A 24156-nucleotide genomic window follows, 5' to 3' on the forward strand; every position below is an offset into this window, starting at 1 on the left:
AGTAAATCAGAATAGAAGAAAAGAGTTGTATTGAATGAGTAAGGATTACGACCACCGCAGTATTGAGGCGGCAGCACGCGCTGACTGGGAAAGTGCGCAAGCCTACAAGGTTGCTGAGAACGCAGTAGACGCTTCCGGTAAGCCAAGACCAAAATACTATGCCTGCTCCATGTTGCCTTACCCATCCGGTAAGTTGCATATGGGCCACGTTCGTAACTACACCATCAATGATGTGATGGCAAGACAGTTACGCATGCAAGGCTATAACGTCTTAATGCCGATGGGCTGGGATGCATTTGGTATGCCCGCTGAAAATGCCGCCATTCAGAATAAGGTGCCGCCAGCCAAATGGACCTACGACAACATTGCTTATATGAAAAAGCAAATGTCGGCGATGGGTTTAGCAATTGATTGGTCGCGCGAAGTTGCTACTTGTAGCCCTGATTACTATCGCTGGAATCAATGGCTCTTTTTGAAGATGCTCGAAAAGGGGATTGCTTATCGCAAGACCCAAGTCGTGAATTGGGATCCAATTGATCAAACGGTATTGGCTAATGAGCAGGTAATTGATGGGCGCGGCTGGCGCTCTGGTGCTTTGGTTGAGAAGCGCGAAATCCCAGGTTACTACTTCAATATTACCGCTTATGCAGAACAACTGCTTTCTGGTTTGGATGGCTTGGGATGGCCCGAGCGTGTTAAGACCATGCAGCAGAATTGGATTGGCAAGAGCCGTGGTGTGCGTTTTGCATTCAAGCATGAGATTGCTGATGCGCATGGCAATTTTGTTCAAGATGGTCAGCTGTATGTATTTACGACGCGTGCCGACACCATTATGGGTGTTACTTTCTGCGCCGTTGCGGCCGAGCATCCATTAGCAACACTGGCCGCCAATAACAATCCCGAGCTTGCTGCCTTTATTGAGAAATGCAAAACGGGTAGCGTGATTGAGGCAGATCTGGCCACTCAAGAAAAAGAAGGGATATTCACAGGTCTTTATGTGACGCATCCGCTCACCAAAGAGCCCGTTCCAGTTTGGGTGGGCAACTATGTATTGATGTCCTATGGCGATGGTGCCGTCATGGGTGTGCCTGCACACGATGAGCGTGACTTTGCGTTTGCTCTTAAATATGACTTACCGATTAAGCAAGTGATTGCTTTGCGTACCCCTTCGGAGATGTTCAATACTAGCCACTGGCAAGATTGGTATGCCCAGAAAGATGATGTTGTTTGTCTGAACAGCGGTAAGTACGATGGCCTTTCACATGAAGCGGCAGTCGATGCGGTAGCCAAAGATTTAGAGCAAATGGGTATTGGAGAAATTAAGACCACATATCGTTTGCGTGATTGGGGTATTTCTCGTCAGCGCTATTGGGGAACACCGATTCCGATTATTCATTGTGGTGATGAGAGTAATCCTGGTTGCGGTGCAGTTCCCGTACCAGAAGCAGATCTGCCAGTAGTGTTGCCTGAAGACTGTGTGCCAGATGGCAGCGGCAATCCACTCAATAAACGTGCCGACTTCCTGAATGTGAAGTGTCCAACATGTGGCAAGCCTGCCCGTCGTGAGACTGACACCATGGATACCTTCGTAGATTCTTCATGGTATTTCATGCGCTATACCGGCCCAGATGCGAAGACGATGGTTGATGGACGCAACGAATGCTGGATGCCAATGGATCAATATATTGGCGGTATTGAGCATGCGATTTTGCATTTACTCTATGCGCGCTTCTGGACTAAGGTGATGCGCGATCTCGATCTCATTACCTTTGATGAGCCGTTCCAAAACTTGCTGACGCAAGGTATGGTTCTGAACGAGACTTATTACTCTGAAGAAGCATCCGGTAAAAAAACTTGGTTGAATCCTTTGGATGTTGAGCTCGAGTTAGATGACAAGGGTCGTCCTCAAAGCGCTAAATTGAAAGGCGATACTTCTGGCACACCAGTGATTATTGGTGGCGTTGAGAAGATGGCTAAGAGTAAAAATAATGGCGTTGATCCTCAGGCCTTAATTGATCAGTATGGTGCTGATACTGCACGCCTATTTGTGATGTTTGCGGCACCACCAGAGCAGCAGCTTGAATGGTCTAGCGCAGGCGTAGAAGGTGCCTCCCGTTTCTTGCGGCGTGTATGGATGTATTCCAGCAGCCAGGCCGATGCAATTCGAGCTGCTGGTGAAGTATTGCCAAGCGATTTGAATGATGCTGAAAAAGAATTGCGTCGTGAAGTACACGCTATTCTGAAGCAGGCGAATTTTGACTATCAGCGTCGCCAGTACAACACGGTAGTTTCTGCCGCAATGAAGATGCTGAACGTCTTAGAGCCTGTGAAATTGGGTGATAAGACTGCAGTGCGACCTGCTGTGTTGCGTGAGTGTTTAAGTATTTTGATTCGGGTGCTTTACCCGGTAGTGCCTCACCTGACGCATGCCCTCTGGAATGAAATTGGCTGCAATATATCTTTCGGCACTCTATTGGATGCACCATGGCCGGCAGTAGATGAAGCGGCGCTGATTCAAACTGAGCTGACCATCATGCTGCAAATTAATGGCAAATTGCGTGGGGATATTCGGGTACCTGCGGATGCCACTAAAGAGCAAATAGAGGCTTTAGCATTGCAAAGTGAGTCTGCAGTAAAGGCCTTAAATGGCGCAGCTCCAAAAAAAGTGATTGTGGTGCCAGGTCGCTTAATTAATATTGTTGCTTAGATTGCTAACGCATGACTTTGAGTAGAGACTGAACACATGAGCGTAAATCACTTTCGACGTACTATGCTTGGGTTTCTTGCTTTAGCACCGGTCAGCGGTTTGATCGCTTGTGGCTATCGTTTGCGTGGCATGGTTGATTTGCCATTCAAGGTTATCGCGATTACTGGTAGCCCATCACCACCTTTGCGTGCTGATTTACAAACTGCAATTTTGACTGGTACGGATGCGAAGGTAGCAATTAATCCTAAAGATGCTGACCTGATTTTAGAAATCACCAGTGATCTCAATGGACGTGAGATCTTGGCCTATAACTCCAATGGTCAAGTATCTGCATATCGCCTTAACATTCGCGTTGGGTTTAGGGCATATGACAATGCTGGAGCAGACGTAGTGCCCGAAGCTGAAATCTATATGACTCGCGATATGGACTTCTCGGTATCTACAGTTTTGGCGACCGATGTTCAAACACAGCAATTTCTGTCTTTGATGCGTCGAGATCTTGCGGTACAGATTTTGCGACGTGTTGCTGCTTCTGCTCGAGCACCACAAGCTAAAAGCTTTTAAAGAATGACGGTCAAATCGCATGGTTAAGAGCGATGCCCTGCAGATTCATTTGAAGTCGCTCAATTCAGCGGCATCATTAAAACCCCTTTATATATTTAGTGGTGATGAGCCTCTTCTGATGATGGAGGCAATGGATCAGTTGCGTGCTATCGCCAAAAAAATGGGCTACACCGATCGCGAAGTTCTCCTGCAGGAGCGTGGTTTTGATTGGAGTGCACTCTTAAGTGCTGGGCAAACTATGTCTTTGTTCGGAGACAAGCGCTGGGTGGAGTTACGTATCCCAACGGGGAAGCCTGGACGTGATGGTGCGGAGGCGCTCAAGCAGTTCTCCTCGCAAATCGAGTCTCAAGCAGTGGGGCCTGATGGCCCAGACACCATTTTTTGCATCATTCTGCCTAAATTAGATGGCAAAACCAAAACTTCAGCATGGTTTAGTGCGCTAGATGAAGCGGGTATGGCGATTCAGTTAGATTCTTTGGACCGCTCACAGCTACCGCAGTGGATTGCAGGGCGCTTAAAGAAGCAGGGCCAAGAAGTGCAGCCAGGGCCAGAGGGGCAGCGTGCTTTGAGTTTTATTGCCGAACAGGTGGAGGGCAATCTTATTGCTGCCCATCAAGAAATTCAGAAGCTGGGTTTATTGCATCCCACGGGAGTGCTTACTGAAGAGCAAATTCGGTCTGCTATTTTGAAAGTTGCGCGTTATAACGTTTTTGAGTTAACTGAGGCCATGTTAGCTGGAGATCTTTCTCGGCTGAATCGGATGTTAGATGGTCTCAAAGGCGAGGGTGAGCCTTTAGTGCTGATTCTGTGGAGCGTAACCGAAGAGCTTCGGATACTATCGAAACTAAAGGCAGCGAGTGATGCCGGTGAATCAGTACAGAATTTAATGCGCGCTAACCGAATTTGGGGTAATAAGGAACGTTTATATCCTATGGCCTTAAAACGAGTGCAGCCCTTGAAATTGCGCAGAGCAATGCAGGTGGCCGCAGGTTTGGACCGTCAGGCTAAGGGCTTGCATGCGGCGGAGTTACCGGCAGATCCTTGGGATGGATTGCGTTTGGTAGGCAATCTTTTGCGGTAAATGCATTCAGATATTTGAAATAGATATTAGTTAACCATTTTCATTACACACAGTAAAGATATGAGCAATTCAACAAACACCATTCAGCAGATGATGCAAGATATTGGCCAACGTGCTCGTCAGGCATCGCGTGCTATGGCCCGGGCATCAAGCGAGCAGAAAAACCAGGCGCTATTACATATCGCGAATTTAGTGCGTCAGCGCACTGAGGAAATTCAGCGGGTGAATGCATTGGATGTTGCTCGTGCAAAAACCAATGGTCAAGATGCCGCATTTATTGACCGTCTCACCATGACTCCAAAGACGATTGAATCTATGGCTCTGGGTTTGGAGCAAATTGTTTCTCTAGATGATCCGATTGGGAAGATCACCCCATTGCAAAAGCAAGCTTCTGGTATTGAGCTTGGTCAGATGCGTGTTCCACTCGGAGTCATTGGCATCATTTATGAGTCTCGCCCTAATGTGACCATTGATGCCGCAGCACTGTGTCTTAAATCCGGTAATGCCGTCATTTTGCGCGGCGGTTCAGAGGCGATTGATTCAAATGCCTTGTTGGCCCAGTTAATTCAAGAGGGATTGGATGCCGCTAATTTGCCGATGGATGCTGTTCAGGTGGTGACTACAACAGATCGCGCCGCAGTTGGTGAAATGATCACCATGACGGAATACATTGATGTGATTGTTCCTCGTGGCGGCAAGAGTTTAATTGCCCGCTTAATGGCTGAAGCTCGCGTACCCATGATTAAACACTTGGATGGTATTTGCCATACCTATATAGATGCAGATGCAGATGTTGCTATGGCCATTAAGGTGTGCGATAACGCCAAGACCCAGCGCTATGCACCTTGTAATGCGATGGAGACTTTATTAGTAAATAAAGCTATAGCCCCACAAGTGCTGCCAGCCCTATGCAAAATCTACCAAGATAAGGGCGTCGAGTTGCGTGTTGATGCACTCACACGTAAATCATTGGAAGCCGCAGGATTTCAGAATTTAGTCGATGCGACTGAAGAGGATTGGCAAACAGAATATTTGGCACCGATTTTGTCGATCAAAACTGTAGCGGATATCGATGAGGCGATGGGCCATATTGAGCAATATGGCAGTAAGCATACTGATGCCATCATTACCAATAATCAGGCACAAGCCAAGCGCTTCTTGCGTGAGGTAGATAGTGCAAGCGTGATGGTCAACGCCAGTACCCGTTTTGCGGATGGCTTTGAATATGGCCTAGGCGCAGAAATTGGCATCTCCAATGACAAATTACATGCCCGTGGTCCCGTGGGTTTAGATGGCCTCACTTCCCTTAAATACATCGTCATGGGTCATGGCGAGATTCGTACTTAATTAAGTCTCATTAAAAAACCACAGAAAAAATATAGAACGGAAATTATTCATCATGGGCAATGCATATTTATGGACCAAGACACTTCACATTGTCTTGATTGCCTCTTGGTTTGCGGGTTTGTTTTATCTCCCGCGCATTTTTGTGAACTTAGTTGATGAAAAAAATCCTGAGGCCTACGCACGTCTTCTTGGGATGGCTGATCGCCTGTTTAGGTTCATGACCATCTTGGCGGTGCCTGCGGTATTACTGGGTTTAACTCTCTGGTTACATTTCAAGATTGGTACTGGTGAGGTCTGGATGCATGCCAAAGTGTTCTTTGTCATTTTGGTGATTGGTTACCACCATGCTTGTTGGAGCTTGCTCAAAAAGTTCCGCAACGGTGCTAATACCCGCTCAGGAGTTTGGTATCGCTGGTTTAACGAAGTTCCAGTGATCCTGCTATTGATTGTGACCGCTTTGGTAGTGATTAAGCCTTGATGCTGACTCCTAACTATTTATTTTTTTACTTCACCCCTTTTTAGATTGCTAGCCTCATGAGATTTTTTGTTGTTTGTCCAAGTGGACTGGAGGTGCCTCTTGCACAAGAGCTAGCAAATATTGCACAGCGCCCTGACTGTAAAGCTCTGGGTGCTTGGGTGATTGATCCCACGCCTACTAGCCCAACGGGCGGAGTAGGCTTGGCCGCTCCGATTTCTGCTGCGATGGCTCTGAACCTACATTCACGAATTGCAAGTCGCGTCCTCATGCAGATGGCGGAATCGTCATACCGCCAGGAAGAGGATTTATATAAGTTAGCTAGTGGCTTAGCTTGGGAGGAGTGGTTTTCTTCTAAACAAACCCTGCGTGTTGATGTCACCGCACACCGCTCCCCATTAAAGAGCTTGAATTTCGCTACCCTGAAAATTAAGGATGCGATTGTTGATCGCTTGCGCGATGTCACTGGCGATCGCCCGAGTATTGATACGGCTTTTCCAGATGTGCGTGTTCAGGCTCATCTCACAGCAACGCATGCCACTATCTATTTGGATACCTCAGGCGAAGCTTTATTTAAGCGAGGTTGGCGCGATGAAAAGGGTGATGCACCTCTGAAAGAAAATTTAGCCGCAGGTATCCTGTCAATTACTGGCTGGAAGCCGACGCAAAGCTTATTTGATCCCATGTGCGGTAGCGGAACCTTTTTGATCGAGGCTGCACAAATTGCTTTGGCCATTCCGCCAGGAGCCATTCGGGCGGGGATGTATGGTGATGATGCTAAGCCGAGTCGCTTGGCCTATCGTCCATTAGTCACCTCTGCTCATGGCTTTGGTTTCCAGAGGCTAAAGCCTTTTAATGAGGCTGCCGAGCAAAAGCGCTGGGGGACTTTGAAAGATGCTGCACAGGCTGAGATGATGGAAAGGCGCAAACAGTTCCCGGACTCTGAGTCTTTAGGCATTAGCGGTGGTGATATTAATGAGCGTTTAGTAGCTATGTTTAAAGGTAATTGGCAGCGCGCTCAGTTACCTGGTTTGCCAGTGACTCGCCAGGTTGATGCTTTGGCTAGCAAGCCACCAGTGCATGCTAAAGATGGTGTGATGTTGCTCAACCCTCCCTATGGTGAGCGTTTGGTGATTAAAGGAGGGCGAGGTCAAGATCGTGAAACCGGCAGTGGCGCTGATCATGATTCTTACGATCAGGCTGAAGAGCCAGAAGATCGCTTTGCGTATAACCTGGAAACGGGTCGTCAAAGCGCTAAACGCTCTAGTCGCGAGTCCCTAAAGCAGTTGCAGGCTCAAGAAGAGCAAGATCCCAAGTTTGTAGAATTCCTGAGACAGTTTGGCCAACATTTGAAAGATGCCTTTGGCGGCTGGAATGTATTTGTTCTGACGGCAGATATGGCATTACCAGGGCAGTTGCGTATTAAGGAGTCAAAGCGCACCCCATTGTTTAATGGCCCGCTCGAATGTAGGCTCTTTAAATTTGAGATGCATCAAAAACGCGATGCCACAGCAGATTTAAAATAAATAGAGATAAAAGCATTAAAGAAAGAGACGAAGATGGAATTTAAAACATATATGTGCTTAATTTGCGGTTGGGTTTATGACGAAGCAACTGGTCAGCCTGAAGAAGGTATTGAACCGGGAACGCTTTGGAAGGATGTGCCGATGAACTGGACGTGTCCAGAGTGCGGTGCACGCAAAGAAGATTTTGAAATGATGGCGATCTAATAGATCGAGCCACGTAAACAATATTTAAATTAATTAGCAAAGTCAGGAAAAGCATCTTGGGACAAAATGACATCTTATTTGAGCGCGCGCAAAAGACGATTCCTGGGGGTGTGAACTCGCCCGTACGCGCTTTTCGTCAGGTTGGTGGTACACCCCGTTTTGTTACCAAGGCCAAAGGCCCTTATTTTTGGGATGCTGAAGGCAAACGCTATATTGATTTAATTATGTCTTGGGGTCCCATGATTGCGGGTCACGCGCACCCTGAAGTAGTTGAGGCGGTAAAGCAGGCTGCGGAAACTAGCTTTAGTTATGGCGCGCCAACTGAAGGTGAAATTGAATTAGCAGAGCGCATTTGTGAGTTGGTGCCCAGTATTGAACAAGTGCGCATGGTATCAAGCGGTACCGAGGCTACGATGAGCGCATTGCGCCTTGCCCGAGGTTATACCGGTCGCGATCTTATTATTAAATTCGAGGGCTGCTATCACGGACACGCTGACAGTCTTTTAGTAAAAGCCGGGTCTGGTTTGCTCACATTTGCTGACTCCACTCAGAATGCGCCATCTTCTGGCGGTGTGCCGCAAGATTTGGTTAAACATACTTTGGTGTTGCCATACAACGATGTTGCGGCCCTTGAAGAAGTATTTCAGAAGCAGGGCGATCAGATTGCGGCAGTCATCATTGAGTCGATTGCTGGCAATATGAATCTGATTAAACCTTCAACAGAATTTCTCGCAACACTACGTCAACTTACAAGTCAGCATGGCAGCGTACTAATTTACGATGAAGTGATGACAGGCTTTAGGGTTGCCTTAGGCGGCGCTCAATCTTTACAAGGTATTACTCCTGACCTCACTTGTCTTGGCAAGGTCATGGGTGGTGGTATGCCGATGGCCGCTTTTGGCGGTAAAAAAGAAATCATGTCTAAGTTGGCACCGCTGGGCAATGTGTATCAAGCGGGCACTTTGTCGGGTAATCCTGTTGCGGTTGCTGCAGGGTTAAAGACGCTGGAGATTGTTTCTCGAGAAGGTTTCTATGAATGCTTGACGGGCCAAACAGAAAAACTGATGGCAGGTATTAAGCAGGCAGCAGATGAAGCGGGTGTGCCTTTTGCAGTAGATAGTGTTGGCGGCATGTTTGGCTTGTATTTTGCCAATCAGGTTCCTACTTCTTTTGAGGCTGTGACGAAAAGCGATATTGAAGCGTTTAAGAAATTCTTTCACTTGATGTTAGATGAAGGTGTATACCTTGCGCCATCCGCATATGAGGCTGGATTTACTTCTATCGCCCATGACAATACCATCTTGGAAGAGATTATTGCAGCGGCACGAACTTCATTTAAGAAGCTGTAAATTAAGGCAGTCTAAAAAGGATTTACATCCTGAGTGGGTGGTCATAGCCAGCCACTTGAATCATTTCTAGCTTTTTGCTGGCTTTTCCAGAGTCAGGAATTTCCATCGCAGTAAGCTTACCTCCCCAGACGCATCCAGTGTCTAGGCCGATGACATTCTGATATCGAAGCAGGCCCAATGTTGACCAGTGCCCAAAGTAAATGAGGGTATCTTGAGTTTTTCTTTTGGGCGTTTTAAACCAAGGAACATATCCTTTGGGCCCATTCTCAAAGCCTTCTTTGCTGTCAAACTCCATCGTACCCGCAGGGGTACAAAAGCGAACGCGAGTGAGCGCGTTGGTAATGACGCGGAGGCGCTCGTAGCCCTTGAGGGAGTCACTCCATTTCCTTGGGGTATTGCCATACATATTGGCTAAAAAATCTTTATAGGATTTTTTGCGAAGTGCTATTTCTACTTCGTGGGCACATTCTAGTGTTTGCTGAAGATCCCACTGGGGTAAGACGCCTGCATGCACGGTAAGTACTTTCCCCTTACTCAGCGCCATGGGTCTGTGCCGCAACCAGTATATGAGCTCAGCCCTATCGGGTGCTTTTAGGATAGGTTGAACAGTGTCTAAGCCTTTAGTCTTGCGTAGACCTGCATCTACCGCTAGTAAATGCAGGTCATGATTCCCAAGGATGCATTCAATGCGTCCTTTTTCTTGTAGTTGCTTGAGGTAGCGCAATGTTCCCAAGGAATCGGGGCCGCGATTCACGAGATCGCCCAAAAAAATCATTTTTGACTTGGTGGGGAGTTTTTTGACGAGATTCTTTAAGGAAGGTGCACATCCCTGAATATCGCCAACTGCATAGATCTTGCTCATGCCCTATATTAAATCGGATTGAGAGCTGGGTTTAAATACTTCACAGGCCAGGAGCTTCAGATGTCATTTTCTTGACTACGCTATAACGCACTAAAGTCTTCTTACGCGCCTCATCATGATCAACGATCGGCAGGGGATAGTCTCGCCCTAAGAGGATTCCGGCTGATTCTAATTCGATATGACCGGCTTCCCATGGCGCATGGATTGACCTCTTGGAGAGTTTTTCGAGCTGTGGCAAATAGCGACGAATGAATTTCCCTTCAGGATCAAATTTTTGCGATTGCGTAATCGGGTTGAAGATTCGGAAGTAAGGTTGCGCATCGCATCCTGAAGAAGAGGCCCATTGCCATCCACCATTATTGGATGAAAGCTCAAAGTCATTCAGGTGTTTTGCGAAATACATTTCACCCCAGCGCCAATCAATGCCTAAATCTTTAGTCAGAAAGCTGGCAACTACCATACGTAGGCGGTTATGCATATAGCCACTTTGGTTAAGCTGGCACATGGCCGCATCTACTAATGGATAGCCAGTTTTGCCATCACACCAAGCTCTAAATAATTTCTGGGCGTGAGCTCCGCTTTCCCATTGGATATTGTCATAGTCGGGTTTGAACGCTACTCCATGGGCCAAGCGGGGGTGATTGGCAAGAATCATGAAATAAAAATCACGCCAGATGAGCTCGCTTAACCAAATCGTTGCACCCATGCTGCCAGCAAGCATGCGGCGATGTGCTTCACGAACTAAACCTCGAATAGAGAGCATGCCAAAGCGTAGGTGGGTGGACAGATAGCTCACGCCTTTAATGGCTGGGAAATCTCTACCAATCTGATATTGATCGATGCGGTGGAGGAAGTCTTCTAAGAAACTTTGTCCACCTTCGGATCCTGGCGGAAGGTAGGCTTCAATTCCGGTAGGGCAAAAGCCCATAGTCTCTAGGGACGGGAAGGGTGCTTGTAATGCTTTTGGAATGGCAGCGAACTGACCCTTATCGGGGGTGCATTCGTAAGCAGCAATATCTTTTTCTTGCAAGGTTTTAAGCCAATTGTTTTTATAAGGCGTAAAGATCGAGAACACCGTATTGGAATTCGTAAGAATTTCTTTCTTTTCAAAGATGACTTGATCTTTAAAGGTCTGGAATTGAATATCTAGCTTTTCTAGAGAGACTTCAACTTGAGCATCACGTGCGATTGCTGAGGGCTCATAGTCCTGATTGGTATAGACGGAATTAACGCCCAAGATCTCGGCTATTTTTGGAATGCAGATGGTGGGTTTTCCAAATTGAACAATGAGTCCGCCACCTTGCTTACGCAATTCTTCATCAATCTGCTTCAGGCCTTGCCATATAAAGTCTACGCGCCGATCATGCTTGAGGCCACCTGCATCTAAATCTTTAGCTTTCAACGGATCCAGAATGTCGGTATCAAAAATGAATGCTAGCCAAACCTGGGTATTATTTTTAAGAGCGTGATGAAGTGCGGCATTGTCATACAGGCGTAAATCACGACGGAGCCAAACCAGAGCTTTTTGCATAGCCCCTATATTAGGGCTTATTGAACTCACTTGCTCGGCATCCGAGTAATATCCTACTTATTAATAGATCGCTAATTTATGGACACCTTATTTTTTGTTTTCTCAAAGATTGTGCAGTTTTGTATTGAACCGCTAAATTGGGTGATTGTGTTTGTGTTGCTAAGCCTGTTATTTATGGGCCTCAGAAAACCTCATCTATGTAGACGATTTCTATTGCTGGCTTTGGCAGATTTATTCATCGTTGCTTGGTTGCCAACTTCTGAGGTCTTTTTAAGGGCTCTTGAGGACGCAGCCCCTAAAGTCAATCTTGCGCAAATGTCAGAAAAAGACTTTGGTGGAATCATTATTTTGGGTGGCGCAATTGAGGGCGGAGAAATTGCTTGGGATCGGGGTGAGGTATCAATTTATTCCTCGGCTGAGCGTGTCACCAAGGCGTTTGAACTCATTCGAAAATATCCCGATTTACCCTTTATCTTTAGTGGCTTCTCTGGGCGCCTATCTCCCATCGGAATGTCAGAGGCCGATGCCTTCAAGCAACTAGTTTTAGAGCAGGGTTTGCCAGAGACAAACGCCCATTATGAAAATCAATCCCGCAATACTTATGAGAATGTGCTGTACATGAAGCCGATGATTTTGGAGCTAGGGGCTCAAGGTGTTGCTCAAGCCGATCAATCCCCAAAACCGTGGCTGCTGATAACTTCAGCATCGCATATGTATCGCTCATTGAAGATTTTCCAAAAACAAGGAATTGAGGTCATTCCGATTCCCGTGGATTACCAAACTGGGCACCGCTTGCGTTGGGGACGATTTGATCTGGAGGATGGGGTCCAAAACTGGAATAAGTCGATGCACGAGCTCATTGGGCTTCTGGCTTACTGGATTACCGGCAAGATCTGATAATAATTCGGTAAAATAAACCCACATGAACATGGCTAAAAAAGCCCCTGTGGGTCAACCTCCAGCACCCACTCAGACCTCTGAGATGGGGCAGTCCATTTCATTTTCTGCGGACCATCTTGCCAATCAATTCCTCATTGCTATGCCTGGTATGGTGGATCCCAATTTTGCAGGTTCTGTTATTTATCTTTTTGAGCATACCGAACGAGGCGCTATGGGTTTGGTGGTTAACCGACCTACCGAGCTCGATATGGGGGCTTTATTTGAAAAGATTGAGATCAAACTGGAGGCTGAGCCAGTATCGGATCAACCAGTGTATTTTGGTGGCCCGGTCCAAATAGAGCGAGGCTTTGTATTGCATGAACCTACTGCGGAAGTGCTATATAGCTCCTCCTTGGCTGTTCCTGGGGGCTTAACCATGACCACCTCTAAAGATGTCCTAGAGGCAGTGGCGGCAGGCAATGGGCCCAGTAAATTCCTGATGACCTTGGGTTATGCGGGGTGGAGTGCGGGTCAGCTTGAAGAAGAAATCACCCTCAATGGTTGGATTAACGTTCCTTTGTCGCAAGAACAAATGATTGACATCATTTTTGATACCCCCTCTAGTCAGCGCTATGAGCGGACCATGGGCCACCTCGGATTTGATCCTTCGCATTTATCGGGCGAGGCAGGGCATGCCTAAGGGCACCAAGGTGGATAAGGACTTCACCATCATGGCTTTTGACTATGGAACACGGCGTATTGGTGTTGCAGTCGGAAATACGGTAACAAAGCTAGGGCAGCCCCTGAAATCCATTGCTGAGTCATCTAGCGATGCTTCTTTTAAGGCGATTGAGGACTTGCTGAAGGAGTGGCAACCAAACCGCCTGGTAGTTGGATTGCCCTGCCATCCTGATGGCACTGAGCATGAAATGAGTGCAAAGGCCCATCGCTTTGGTAATCAACTGCATGGCCGCTTTCATTTGCCAGTCGAATGGGTGGATGAGCGCTACACCTCAGCGGTTTTAGAGGGAAATCCAGACATGCGAGACAATTTGGATGCCGAGTCTGCGGCCTTAATTTTGGAGCAGTATTTTTTAGAGAAGAATTGGATTAATTGAGATGAATGCAGAAAAGTCCTATCTAAAATTGCTAGAGGTATTACGCAAGCGTAAAGATGCTGGAGATGCATTTGAATTGGCTGGTCTTGCAATGGGTGGCGCTTGGATTGCTGAACGCTTAGCATCGGACTTGCAATTGGCTCAGTACGGCGTCATTAATGTGGCGTTTCATCGAGATGACTATGCCGAGAAGGGGATAACAGCGCTTCGTACCGCCAGCACCATGCCCACCCATCTTCCTTTCGAAGTGAACGGCACAAACATCATTTTGATTGACGATGTATTGCTCACAGGGCGAACTGTCCGTGCAGCCCTCAATGAGTTATTTGATTTTGGTAGACCTGCGCAAGTAGAGTTCATGGTCTTAGCAGATCGTGAGAATCGTGAGTTGCCGATCTCAGCTGACTTTGTGGGAGAGCAGGTGAGTATTCCGGACAATCAAATTTTAGTGTTAGAAAAAGATGGCGCTGGTAAGTTCAGCTTTCAATTGGAGGGGCGTGCAGAATGAGCGGGATTAATAACCCAGTAAATCAATTTAATGCCGCCGGTGAGTTAACCCATTTATTGACCTTAGAGGGTTTGCCAAAAGAGCAAATCATCCACATCCTAGATACTGCGCAACAGTTTGTCAGCGTGACGGATCCCACAAGAGAAGTAAAGAAAGTTCCATTGCTTCGCGGCAAGAGCGTATTTAACCTCTTCTTTGAAAACTCCACGCGTACACGCACTACATTTGAGATTGCGGCTAAGCGCTTGTCGGCAGACGTTATTAACTTGGATATCTCTACCTCTTCAACCGCTAAAGGCGAAAGTCTTTTAGATACGATTGATAACTTGGTCGCAATGCAGGCCGATATCTTTGTTGTGCGACATGGTGTTTCAAGGGCGCCTATTGAAATTGCGCAACATGTCCCTGCGCATGTACACGTAGTCAACGCAGGTGATGGCAGCCATCAGCATCCAACCCAGGGTTTGTTGGACATGTATACGATGCGTCATTTTAAGAAAGACTTTAGTGGCTTGAAAGTAGCTATCGTTGGCGATATTGTTCATAGCCGCGTTGCTAAATCCAATATTTGCGCTTTGCGAACTTTAGGTTGTACTGATATTCGGGCGATTGGGTCAGAGAGCCTCTTGCCAAATGATTTGGATATGTTGGGTGTCAAGGTCTTTCACAGCATGGAGGAGGGCTTGAAGGGCGTTGATGTCGTCATGACCTTGCGTATTCAGAAGGAGCGCATGGAGGCGGGGCAAGTACCAGAGGGTGATGCCTTCTTTAAGCAGTATGGTTTAACTCCGACACGTTTGGCTTTGGCAAAACCTGATGCAATCGTCATGCATCCAGGCCCCATGAATCGCGGCGTGGAAATCGATTCGGCCGTGGCCGATGGCCCCCAGTCAGTCATTCTGAATCAGGTTACTTTTGGTATTGCGGTGCGCATGGCGGTCATGTCGATTATTGCTGGCAACTAGTTAGATCGGATATAGCTCAGTGAGCACTCAAGGAACCATTCAGTTACCCTCCGTTACTGACAAGAAGCGTTGGCTCATTTTGAGTCATGCATTCAATATGGATGGTCGTGCTGCGAGTTTGACCGTTACCGATAAGATTCCCTATCTGCTGGAGGCTGGTGTAGAACCCATCGTATTTAGCGCAATTACTGGGATCAAAGATCAGCGCTTTCCCCATTACCAGTTCATCGCTTGGGGTCCTTCAGGATTTCGATTTGATTTGCGACACTGGGTGGCGAATAAGTATGGTCGGGGATTTATTTATAAATTAACGACAAGAACAGTTTCATTATTGCTTTCACCATTGATTGCAATTGAGAAGTTATTGCTGGGTTACTCAAGTCAGTGGTCTTGGACATTGCCTGCGTTTTTTCATGGGTGGCGTTTGATTCGTGCGGGCAAAGTCGATGTTGTCTTTTCAGTGGGCAGCGCATGGTCTGCACACTTAACTGGGGTTTGGCTAAAAAAGGCAACTGGCATTGAGCTAATTTCAGAGGTACATGATCCTTTAGTCATTCGTAAGAGCCCAGATGATCAGGGCTTTGAAAAATCCAAAAATCGTGACGCTCGTTTTCGCCACTATTTAGAAAATCAACTTACTCGGTTTTCTGACAAAGTGTGGTGGTTTACCGATGGTGCTTTACATTACGCTAAGGTGCGCAATCCCAATCTCAATACCACCAATAATGCGCATGGGTTTGTAGTGACCCCAGGCGCCGAGCCTCCTGGAAGTCTAGATGCGAATCAATCGCATCAATACACAGACCGTCTCAACTTATGTCATTTTGGTTCCCTTGCAAATGATCGTTCACTCTCAACAATTCTGAAGGCGCTTGTTCCTCTACTAAAAAAATATCCAGAGGCTCGAGATCGGATTCGAGTGCATGCTTATGGCGCGCCTCTAGATTCACTCTCGATAGACGCTATCAAGCAATTGGGTTTTGAGGATGTTTTGCTAGCGCACGGCCGCTTGGAGAGGGATTCAGCTACTGGCAAATCAGGTCGTCAACAGGTGGCCGAAAAAATGCAAGCCGCTGATGTGTTGATCTTGTTGCATGGAAATGATGAGTGGTGCGCAGAATACATCCCATCCAAGTTTTATGATTATCTATGGACGGGGCGCCCGATCTGGGGGATTACACACCGCAATCCACAGCTAGATCAAATGCTCTTAGATAGAGGCGCTTATCTGAGTCCGCAGAACGATGCAACAGAGATCGCAGTTGCCTTGGAAAAAATTTGGTTAGACTGGAACAGTCAGCAGTTAATTCAACCGACTTGGAGGCCGATTGGTGTAGACCAGGCAGTCAATACCATTCTGACCCAAGTCCAAAATAGATCAAAATAAAGAACGGAAATTCATTTGAAAGACTTCGTCCTTTATTGCAAATCCTACTCGGGGGATTTTCTGCGTCTCAAAAATCTCTTAGAGTCCATCAAGCGGCATAACATTGATCAAATCCCGTTTTACATTTCGACTCCAAGCTCTGAGAGAGGGTTTCTCGAGGAGGTTTTGGGTAAGCAGAATTACGTCTGGATCGCCGATGAAGATATTATCGCCGCCAATCCCAAGGCCAGCTTAGATCAGTATTTAGCAATGCCCGGAGGACTTTCTCAGCAAATCGTCAAAGCTGAGTTTTGGCGTCTCGGTTTAGCTGAGAACTATCTTTGCTTGGATTCTGACAGCAAATTTATTCGCGACTTCAGGCAATCTGATTTTGTGACTAATGACAAGGTGCCTTATACCGTTTTGCATCAGAATAAGGAGTTATTTCAAATGGCCGATAACCGTGGCCATATAAAAGTTGAGCGAGATTTACGAGTGGAGGCAGAGCGAGTAAAGGCCTTGTTTGGGCGGTCAGGCCCGAATTTTTATGGCGCACCATCACCTTTTAATTGGTCAGCGAGAGTCTGGAAATCCTTGGATCAGGAGTATTTGCAGCCACAAGGTATGACTATCTGGAACTTAATTACCCCAGAATTTCCGGAGTCGTTAATCTACTGTGAAGCTTTATTGAAGTATCGTGCAATTCCGGTGATTGCAATTGAGCCTTTATTCAGAGCGTATCACTATGACTGGCAATATTTTCTAATGAAACGTCTCGGTGAGACGGAAGAAAAAATGGCGCGACATTATTTGGGCGTCATCTATCAATCTGCTTGGGACAGCGATAATCAGATTGGCCTTTCGAATAAGTCATTGCCATCACGTCTTTTGCGTCGCCTTAAGCGATTTGGGCGCTATCTGCAGAGTTACATCTAATAATAGTCATGTCTACCACTCCATTAGTTAGCGTCCTCATGCCTGCATTTAATGCTGAGCAACATATTGCACAAGCGATTGAAAGTATTTTGCAGCAAACCTACCCCCATTTTGAATTACTCATTCTCAATGATGGCTCCACAGATCGGACTCAGCAGATCTTGGATCAATTTGATGATGAGCGGATTGTAAAAGTGCATCTAACCCAGAATCAAGGTCTAGTAAACGCTCGCAATCAATTGGTGGCTGCAGCTAAGGGTGACTACATTGCCTTTTTAGACGCCGATGATATTGCCTTTCCCTGCCGTCTGCAGTTGCAAATTTCTTTTTTAGAATCTCGTAAAGCAGATATTTGCGGCGGTGCTCATGATTCGCTCTACGAGAGTAGCGGAAGGATTAAGTCATCAAAACAGCGGTATTCAGATCCGGATATCCGTGCCCTGATTACGGTTTGCAGCCCCTTATGTAACCCTGCTGTCATGGGTAGAGCGGATGCGTTCAAGAAGCATCCTTACCGACCCGGAAAAGACTATGCCGAAGATTACTCGCTTTGGGCGGAGCTGGCTTTAGCTGGATACCGCTTTGCAAATTTGCATGAAAAGTTAATTACCTACCGTATACACGCTAAGCAAACCAGCCAGGTTCAGAATTCGGAGACAAATCGAATTTTTAATGACAGTAGAGGTGCTTACTTAGCGGGTCTTGGAATGGCTGGTGAGTTTTTTCCCAGCTCAATCTCACTAGTGAAAAGATTGCAGACGGCAATCCCATTTATGTTGCAGTTGAATCAGAGGATTCGGGGTATTTCTGTGGCGGCTAACTATGAAATTTATGCGCGTTTCCAATTTCGTGGCAACGGTATATTTACCCCGTTCACCCGGTTGGAGCGACTCTTGGTATCGATGCTTGCATCTATTAGGGGTGGTCTTAGTTTTTAGATGCGCTGCCAATGTGCTGGTAATAAATCATCCCAGTTCATGGCAAGATCATTGGTCCAGCGGCTCGGGCAAATCACCGTGTTATTGAGATCCTTTGCTAGCCAGGCCGCCCACCAACTCAAAGAACTATTTGCGATCAAGTGATGTTGGCAATGTGTCATTAGCTCTAACTCTTGAATGACTGCATCACTATCCGTAAGAGATTGAACAAAAGTGATCTTGTCTTGATGAGGTAGATTTGCTTTCACCCAATCTAAGTCATCTGAAAACACAAAAAAATGGATCTCTGGATTCCTGTCCAGAAGCATTGCCATTCCTTGCTGGTAGTAATCAAGCCCAAGAAAACCATGTACCTTTGCCGCACTCGCTAGATGTACGTAGTCACCACGACGCACATGGACCATGGCAGAGTTGCCTGCTTGAATTTGGTTTAGGTAGTTTTGGTAATGCGCGTCTAATGGAGCTTTTGGACTGACTTCGGACTGCAGTATTTTTTTGATCGACTCAAAATAACGATAAGACTGCCAATATCCCATGAGATACAGGTTTTGAGTTTTGAAGGTGGGAGTTTTTAATAGGTGGGGATCGAAACGATAAGGAGTTTGCTCTGAATAAACGCAGGGGTTAATAGGCCATAGTCTCTGAAGGATGCGGCGAATGCGCTTAGGTCTCTTCGGTGGCAAATCTAGCGTGATTAAAGCCCCTTTAGTATTTAATGAGGAGAGTAGCAATTCTCTTGGGGTAACATCATCATAGGCCTTGGCAAACCAGCTTTGATCAAGCAGTAGGGCAGTTTGGTGCTGATGCGCTAGGGCTCTGGCAGTAGCGTACTGAAATAGTTGATTGCCTAGGCCGCCTTGGAGCTGTGCGATGATGTTCATAATTCTATAATTAGACCATCAGATGAGCTCAGCGGGGAGTCTTGTCGCCTAAAACTACATTCTTTGTATTTCAAGCTGAATATGACTCTTAACCATTTATTGCAGCTTGCTAAGAAACGCAAAGTCAAACTACAACGCTCATTTGAGAAACATCAATTTAATTGGCTCTTTAATGCTGCTACGGTACATCAGCATGATGCGATTTTGGCCGAGGCGGAGCAGGCGTTAGCCAATCGAGCTACCCATGAAAATATTGAGGCTTGCTTAAATTCCCCTGATCTCTTGGTGCAGCAGGGTACGAGATTAAAACTCAAGTTAGATGCATCCTTTAAGGACTGCATGGTAGGCGTTAGTGAAGAACGTATTTTGATACAAATACCAGATGCACGATTTTCGCCAGCAGGGTATTCGCTTTTCTCCAATTTAATGGAGAGCTTAAATTACATTGGCATTCCTGCAAGAGCGCTGGGTTGGGAAGAGGATACACAAAAGGCGCTAGATGAATTTAAGCCTACTGTTTTGCTTTCCAGTGACAACCATGAATATCTCCGTCGTATTGATTGGGACCTTATTGCTCGATACAAGGCAAGCGAACGCTTGCGGGTGGGGCTAAGCGCTGCTCTAGAGGAGTATGAGAGCACACCATTATTGCCACGCCTCACCTGGGCTAAACAACACCAAATAGATTTTTACTATAGCTACAGAGACGAAGATTACGTCAAGAATCGGAAAGAGTACCAACCCTTTTTCGATGCGGGATTTCAGATTATTTTTATTCCATTTGGTGCCAATACATTGCACTATTTTCCAGTTGCGGGATTTGAGCGCGATTTGAACTACGTCTTGATGGCTTCGCGCAAGCGAGAGCATATTGCTTATTTAAAAAATATCGCACGTCAGTACTCTGGATTTCTTGACGGGCCTGGCTGGAAGCAGGTACAGCACTTTCAATTTAATCGAGAGCGGGATCGCTATATTTATGCTCGCGCTAAAGTGGGTCTGAATGTGCATCTCCCAGAGCAAATCGATTGGGCTTGCGAATTAAATGAGCGCACCTATCAACTGGCGGCGTGCGGGGTTCCGCAACTGATTGACCATCCTATGCTTCTGAATAAGATTTTCGGATCGGAGTCTTTCTTTATTGCAGAGTCACCCACTCAATACGATGAATTATTCAAGGAGTTGATGCACTATCCCAGCTTAGGGATTGAAAAGGCCCTTTATGCACAGCGGGAGGTATTTGCCTCACACACAACCCTTCATCGCGCTAAGTCCCTGATAGATCAGTTAAAATTATTAGAATAATCTTGCGTGCCCCTGTCTAACAGTAGGCATTTAAGTGTCTGATTAATAGGGTAAAAAATGATTTTAGTTACTGGTGGCGCCGGTTTTATTGGCGGAAATTTCGTCCTTGATTGGCTAAAGGTGCCAAGTAATGAGGGCGTTATTAACCTAGATAAGCTGACCTATGCCGGTAACTTGGCTACGCTTGCTCCCTTGAAAGACGATCCGCGTCATATTTTTGTCCATGGCGATATTGGCGACAAAGAATTGGTCGCTAAGCTGCTGAAAGAGTATCAACCTCGCGCTATCGTCAATTTTGCTGCTGAGAGCCATGTAGACCGCTCAATTCATGGCCCTGCTGAATTTGTGACAACCAATATTGTGGGTACTTTTAATCTTCTTGAATGTGCTCGCGAGTATTGGAATGGTTTAGATGACTCTGCAAAGAAGGCATTTCGCTTCCATCATGTTTCAACTGATGAAGTTTATGGCTCACTTTCCGCTACCGATCCCGCATTTACAGAAACGAATTCATATGAGCCTAATAGTCCATATTCTGCTTCTAAGGCCGCTTCTGATCATTTAGTGCGTGCATGGTTTCATACTTATGGATTCCCAGTTGTCACTACTAATTGCTCCAATAACTATGGTCCATATCACTTCCCAGAGAAGTTGATTCCTTTGGTGATTCTGAATGCGCTTAATAGTAAACCGCTACCAATTTATGGTGATGGTCAGCAGATTCGCGATTGGCTCTATGTTGGCGACCATTGTTCTGCGATTCGTGAGGTATTAGCCAAAGGTCGATTGGGTGAGACTTACAATATCGGCGGTTGGAATGAAAAGGCCAATATTGATGTGGTTAAAACTATCTGCGCAATTTTGGATGAGTTAAAACCTCGTGCCGATGGCAAGTCATATGTAGATCAAATTACTTATGTTAAAGATCGCCCTGGGCATGATCGTCGCTATGCTATTGATGCAAGCAAGGTAGAGCGTGAGTTAGCTTGGCGCCCTGCAGAGACCTTTGATACGGGAATCCGTAAGACTGTTCAGTGGTATTTGGACAACCCCGTTTGGATTGAGGGTGTAGTTAGCGGCACTTACCGCGACTGGCTCTCCAAGCAGTACAACTAACAAACAGATGAAGATCCTCGTATTTGGCAGGGATGGCCAATTAGGAAAAGCCTTTAAAGCTTTATTGGATTCACGTGTTGCTGGGGTGGCTCAGCAGTCAGTCATTCAGTATGTGGGTCGGGCTGAATGTGACCTTGCTGATGAAGGCGCACTTAGTCGATTGCTCGCTCAATTTCAGCCTGATCTCATCATTAATGCCTCTGCCTATACAGCTGTAGATAAAGCGGAGACAGAAAGCGATTTAGCTTTTGGGATCAATGCAATAGCGCCAGGGATTATGGCGCAATACGCTGCTAATCACAATGCGACGTTTTTGCATTACTCCACAGATTATGTATTTGATGGCGAGAAGTATGGCTACTATCTAGAAAGTGACATCCGCAACCCGCTTGGGGTATACGGCAAAAGTAAAGCTGCTGGAGAAGAAGCGATTACTCAAGTATTTTCTAGTAGCAGTGGAGGGGGTCAATACGCTATCTTCAGGACTAGTTGGGTCTACGGTGAGGGTGGCAACTTCATACGCACCATTTTGCGTTTGGCTAAAGAACGTGAAGAGCTCAAAGTTATTCATGATCAATATGGTGTGCCAACGAGTGCCTCGTGGTTAGCTCAGGTGAGCTTAGGTTTGGCTATCAACCAAGATTTCACTATTCAGAAATTTCCATCAGGTATTTATCATGCCGTTCCTGCTGGAGAAACTACTTGGTATGGTTTGGCGTGTTTAGCGGCGCAAGCGGCTCTTGATGCTGGCGCCAGTCTTAAAGCCAACCCAAGCGCTATCAAGCCTATTTTCGCTGTTGAATACCCGCTACCTGCCCCAAGACCTATGAATTCAAGGATGTCGACAGATAAGCTGCGTCAAGTATTTGAGGGACGTGGCGATATGTCAAAATTACAGCAATTAAATCAGCCATGGAGTGAGCCTGTTCAGGCCTATGTTTCCAGCTTGGCACAAGATGGACTTATTTAGAAAGAGCGCTATGGCAGCAAATCAAACGAATCGCAAAGGCATTATTTTGGCGGGCGGATCGGGCACACGCTTATATCCAGTGACTCAGGCTGTTTCTAAGCAACTCATGCCTGTCTATGACAAGCCAATGGTGTATTACCCCCTAACAACCTTAATGCTCGCCGGGATACGCGATATTTTATTGATCTCCACGCCGCATGATACGCCGCGCTTTTCTGAGTTGCTTGGCGACGGTTCGCAATGGGGTCTGAATATTGAGTATTGTGTCCAACCTTCACCAGATGGATTGGCTCAAGCTTTTACTCTGGGTAAAAATTTCGTTGGTAATAACCCCAGCGCACTAGTGTTGGGCGATAACATTTTTTATGGCCATGAATTGGTGGATCAACTCGATAGTGCCGATGCCCGCAATAGTGGCGCCACGGTATTTGCTTATCACGTCAATGATCCAGAGCGTTATGGTGTTGTGGAGTTTGATAAAGACTACAAGGCACTCTCTATTGAAGAGAAGCCACTCAAGCCGAGAAGTAGTTATGCCGTAACGGGCCTGTACTTCTATGACAATCAAGTGTGCGATATCGCCTCTTCTATTAAGCCTAGTGCCCGTGGCGAGCTAGAGATCACTGATGTCAATCGCGTTTACCTCGAAAAAAATGAGCTCAGCGTGGAGATCATGGGTCGCGGTTTTGCCTGGCTTGATACTGGCACACACGATTCATTATTGGATGCTGCAGGTTTTATCGCTACCCTCCAAAAGCGTCAAGGTTTGATGGTGGCATGCCCTGAAGAGATTGCCTACCGTCAGGGTTGGATTAGTGCTGAGACAGTGCAAAAAGTGGCTACTCAATTAAGTAAGAATAGTTATGGCCAATATTTGAGCAAAATTTTGAATGAGCTTAATACCGCCGCACAACCAGTAGCCTTGTCTCATAAGAAGACAATTGGATGAGCGCCCCCTTGAAATTGAAAGTCACGCCTACGGCTATTCATGATGTACTGGTGATCGAGCCAAAGGTGTTTGGTGATGAGCGGGGTTGGTTTACTGAATCCTTCAATGCCCAGGACTTTGCTGCTGCCACTGGTTTGAATGTGGAGTTTGTGCAGGATAACCATTCATTTTCGCGCCAATGGACTTTGCGCGGCTTGCATTATCAATTAGAGCAAACGCAAGGGAAATTAGTGCGAGTGGTTGCGGGCAGTGTATTTGATGTTGCCGTGGATATTCGTAAAAACTCGCCTACTTATGGTAAATGGGCTGGTGTTGAGCTGAGCGCTCAAAATCATAAGCAGTTGTGGATTCCGGCTGGTTTAGCTCATGGTTTCTTAGTGCTCTCTGAAACGGCAGAGTTCCTCTACAAGACGACTGATTACTATCACCCTCTAAGTGAGGCGTGCTTGGCTTGGGATGACCCAACTGTCGGTATTGAGTGGACTTTGCCTTCAGGTATTGCTCCCAATATGAATGCTAAAGATGCTGCAGGCTTATCTTGGGATGCCGCCCCCAAGTTTTAATTGACTGTGGGTTTGT

General features: G+C 46.4%; 24 protein-coding genes. 21 read left to right on the forward strand and 3 right to left on the reverse strand.

The window, feature by feature from the left end:
* Positions 1-34 precede the first annotated feature (34 nt).
* Genes leuS through hemL form a run of 8 tightly spaced genes read left to right on the forward strand, consistent with a single transcriptional unit; the run spans position 35 to position 9253 of the window.
* The gene (leuS, locus tag ICN12_RS04785) at positions 35-2707 is read left to right on the forward strand and encodes a leucine--tRNA ligase (protein WP_216271057.1); all 2673 of its coding nucleotides are present in this window, start codon (positions 35-37) and stop codon (positions 2705-2707) included.
* 36 nt (positions 2708-2743) lie between these two features.
* Positions 2744-3271 (forward strand): LPS-assembly lipoprotein LptE, encoded by a 528-nt coding sequence (locus tag ICN12_RS04790; RefSeq protein ID WP_216271058.1) that lies wholly within the window; start codon positions 2744-2746, stop codon positions 3269-3271.
* Positions 3272-3290: 19 nt separating this feature from the next.
* Entirely contained in the window at positions 3291-4352 is a 1062-nt protein-coding gene (gene holA, locus ICN12_RS04795) for a DNA polymerase III subunit delta (RefSeq protein WP_216271060.1), read from the forward strand.
* A 60-nt stretch (positions 4353-4412) separates the two neighbouring features.
* Positions 4413-5699 (forward strand): glutamate-5-semialdehyde dehydrogenase, encoded by a 1287-nt coding sequence (locus tag ICN12_RS04800; RefSeq protein ID WP_255537700.1) that lies wholly within the window; start codon positions 4413-4415, stop codon positions 5697-5699.
* A gap of 52 nt (positions 5700-5751) precedes the next feature.
* Positions 5752-6177: a CopD family protein gene (locus tag ICN12_RS04805; protein WP_216271062.1), complete on the forward strand. Its 426-nt coding sequence runs from the start codon at positions 5752-5754 to the stop codon at positions 6175-6177.
* A gap of 56 nt (positions 6178-6233) precedes the next feature.
* Positions 6234-7700: a THUMP domain-containing class I SAM-dependent RNA methyltransferase gene (locus ICN12_RS04810; protein ID WP_216271064.1), complete on the forward strand. Its 1467-nt coding sequence runs from the start codon at positions 6234-6236 to the stop codon at positions 7698-7700.
* A gap of 33 nt (positions 7701-7733) precedes the next feature.
* Positions 7734-7904 (forward strand): rubredoxin, encoded by a 171-nt coding sequence (locus ICN12_RS04815; RefSeq protein WP_216271066.1) that lies wholly within the window; start codon positions 7734-7736, stop codon positions 7902-7904.
* 56 nt (positions 7905-7960) lie between these two features.
* Complete coding sequence (gene hemL / locus ICN12_RS04820) at positions 7961-9253, forward strand: glutamate-1-semialdehyde 2,1-aminomutase (protein ID WP_216271068.1); 1293 nt, start codon at positions 7961-7963, stop codon at positions 9251-9253.
* Positions 9254-9275: 22 nt separating this feature from the next.
* Here the strand turns inward: hemL and ICN12_RS04825 are convergent, their stop codons facing one another.
* Together ICN12_RS04825 and ICN12_RS04830 are read right to left on the reverse strand one after the other, a co-directional pair.
* Positions 9276-10115 carry a symmetrical bis(5'-nucleosyl)-tetraphosphatase gene (locus ICN12_RS04825; RefSeq protein WP_216271070.1) on the reverse strand — a complete coding sequence of 280 codons (840 nt, stop codon included), beginning with the start codon at positions 10113-10115 and terminating at the stop codon, positions 9276-9278.
* Positions 10116-10155: 40 nt separating this feature from the next.
* Entirely contained in the window at positions 10156-11646 is a 1491-nt protein-coding gene (locus tag ICN12_RS04830; protein WP_216271072.1) for a cryptochrome/photolyase family protein, read from the reverse strand.
* Between the two features lie 78 nt (positions 11647-11724).
* Here ICN12_RS04830 and ICN12_RS04835 point away from each other — a divergent pair, with 78 nt between their 5' ends.
* The 8 genes from ICN12_RS04835 (at position 11725) to ICN12_RS04870 (ending at position 18356) form a co-directional block, all read left to right on the forward strand.
* The gene (locus tag ICN12_RS04835; protein ID WP_216271074.1) at positions 11725-12543 is read left to right on the forward strand and encodes a YdcF family protein; all 819 of its coding nucleotides are present in this window, start codon (positions 11725-11727) and stop codon (positions 12541-12543) included.
* Between the two features lie 97 nt (positions 12544-12640).
* Positions 12641-13225 carry a YqgE/AlgH family protein gene (locus tag ICN12_RS04840; protein ID WP_216271281.1) on the forward strand — a complete coding sequence of 195 codons (585 nt, stop codon included), beginning with the start codon at positions 12641-12643 and terminating at the stop codon, positions 13223-13225.
* Positions 13218-13643, forward strand: a complete 426-nt coding sequence (ruvX, locus tag ICN12_RS04845; protein ID WP_216271076.1) for a Holliday junction resolvase RuvX — start codon at positions 13218-13220, stop codon at positions 13641-13643. Before ICN12_RS04840 ends, ruvX begins: the two co-directional genes overlap by 8 nt.
* A 1-nt stretch (position 13644) precedes the next feature.
* Entirely contained in the window at positions 13645-14151 is a 507-nt protein-coding gene (pyrR, locus tag ICN12_RS04850; protein WP_216271078.1) for a bifunctional pyr operon transcriptional regulator/uracil phosphoribosyltransferase PyrR, read from the forward strand.
* Positions 14148-15116 carry an aspartate carbamoyltransferase catalytic subunit gene (locus ICN12_RS04855; RefSeq protein WP_216271080.1) on the forward strand — a complete coding sequence of 323 codons (969 nt, stop codon included), beginning with the start codon at positions 14148-14150 and terminating at the stop codon, positions 15114-15116. The genes pyrR and ICN12_RS04855 overlap by 4 nt, the downstream gene beginning before the upstream one ends.
* A gap of 19 nt (positions 15117-15135) precedes the next feature.
* On the forward strand, positions 15136-16503 hold the full coding sequence (locus ICN12_RS04860) for a glycosyltransferase family protein (RefSeq protein WP_370624939.1): 1368 nt from the start codon (positions 15136-15138) through the stop codon (positions 16501-16503).
* Positions 16504-16518: 15 nt separating this feature from the next.
* Positions 16519-17418 (forward strand): DUF6492 family protein, encoded by a 900-nt coding sequence (locus ICN12_RS04865; RefSeq protein WP_216862143.1) that lies wholly within the window; start codon positions 16519-16521, stop codon positions 17416-17418.
* Positions 17419-17426: 8 nt separating this feature from the next.
* Entirely contained in the window at positions 17427-18356 is a 930-nt protein-coding gene (locus ICN12_RS04870; protein WP_216271082.1) for a glycosyltransferase family 2 protein, read from the forward strand.
* Here the strand turns inward: ICN12_RS04870 and ICN12_RS04875 are convergent.
* Positions 18353-19237 carry an alpha-1,2-fucosyltransferase gene (locus tag ICN12_RS04875; RefSeq protein ID WP_216271084.1) on the reverse strand — a complete coding sequence of 295 codons (885 nt, stop codon included), beginning with the start codon at positions 19235-19237 and terminating at the stop codon, positions 18353-18355. The two genes, ICN12_RS04870 and ICN12_RS04875, sit on opposite strands and share 4 nt — an antisense overlap.
* A gap of 81 nt (positions 19238-19318) precedes the next feature.
* On the opposite strand from ICN12_RS04875, the gene ICN12_RS04880 reads away from it, so the two are divergent.
* The 5 genes from ICN12_RS04880 to rfbC are packed head-to-tail and all read left to right on the forward strand — an operon-like array spanning position 19319 to position 24140.
* On the forward strand, positions 19319-20542 hold the full coding sequence (locus ICN12_RS04880; protein ID WP_216271086.1) for a glycosyltransferase family protein: 1224 nt from the start codon (positions 19319-19321) through the stop codon (positions 20540-20542).
* Positions 20543-20599: 57 nt separating this feature from the next.
* On the forward strand, positions 20600-21658 hold the full coding sequence (gene rfbB, locus ICN12_RS04885) for a dTDP-glucose 4,6-dehydratase (protein ID WP_216271088.1): 1059 nt from the start codon (positions 20600-20602) through the stop codon (positions 21656-21658).
* A 7-nt stretch (positions 21659-21665) separates the two neighbouring features.
* Positions 21666-22628: a dTDP-4-dehydrorhamnose reductase gene (gene rfbD / locus ICN12_RS04890; protein ID WP_216271090.1), complete on the forward strand. Its 963-nt coding sequence runs from the start codon at positions 21666-21668 to the stop codon at positions 22626-22628.
* A gap of 10 nt (positions 22629-22638) precedes the next feature.
* Positions 22639-23577 carry a glucose-1-phosphate thymidylyltransferase RfbA gene (gene rfbA, locus ICN12_RS04895; RefSeq protein WP_216271092.1) on the forward strand — a complete coding sequence of 313 codons (939 nt, stop codon included), beginning with the start codon at positions 22639-22641 and terminating at the stop codon, positions 23575-23577.
* A complete protein-coding gene (gene rfbC, locus ICN12_RS04900; RefSeq protein WP_216271094.1) occupies positions 23574-24140 on the forward strand; it encodes a dTDP-4-dehydrorhamnose 3,5-epimerase in 567 nt (188 codons plus the stop codon). The genes rfbA and rfbC overlap by 4 nt, the downstream gene beginning before the upstream one ends.
* The last annotated feature ends 16 nt before the right edge of the window (positions 24141-24156 follow it).

Origin of the sequence: Polynucleobacter sp. AM-25C3 (assembly GCF_018882335.1) — a bacterium.
Taxonomy (GTDB): domain Bacteria; phylum Pseudomonadota; class Gammaproteobacteria; order Burkholderiales; family Burkholderiaceae; genus Polynucleobacter.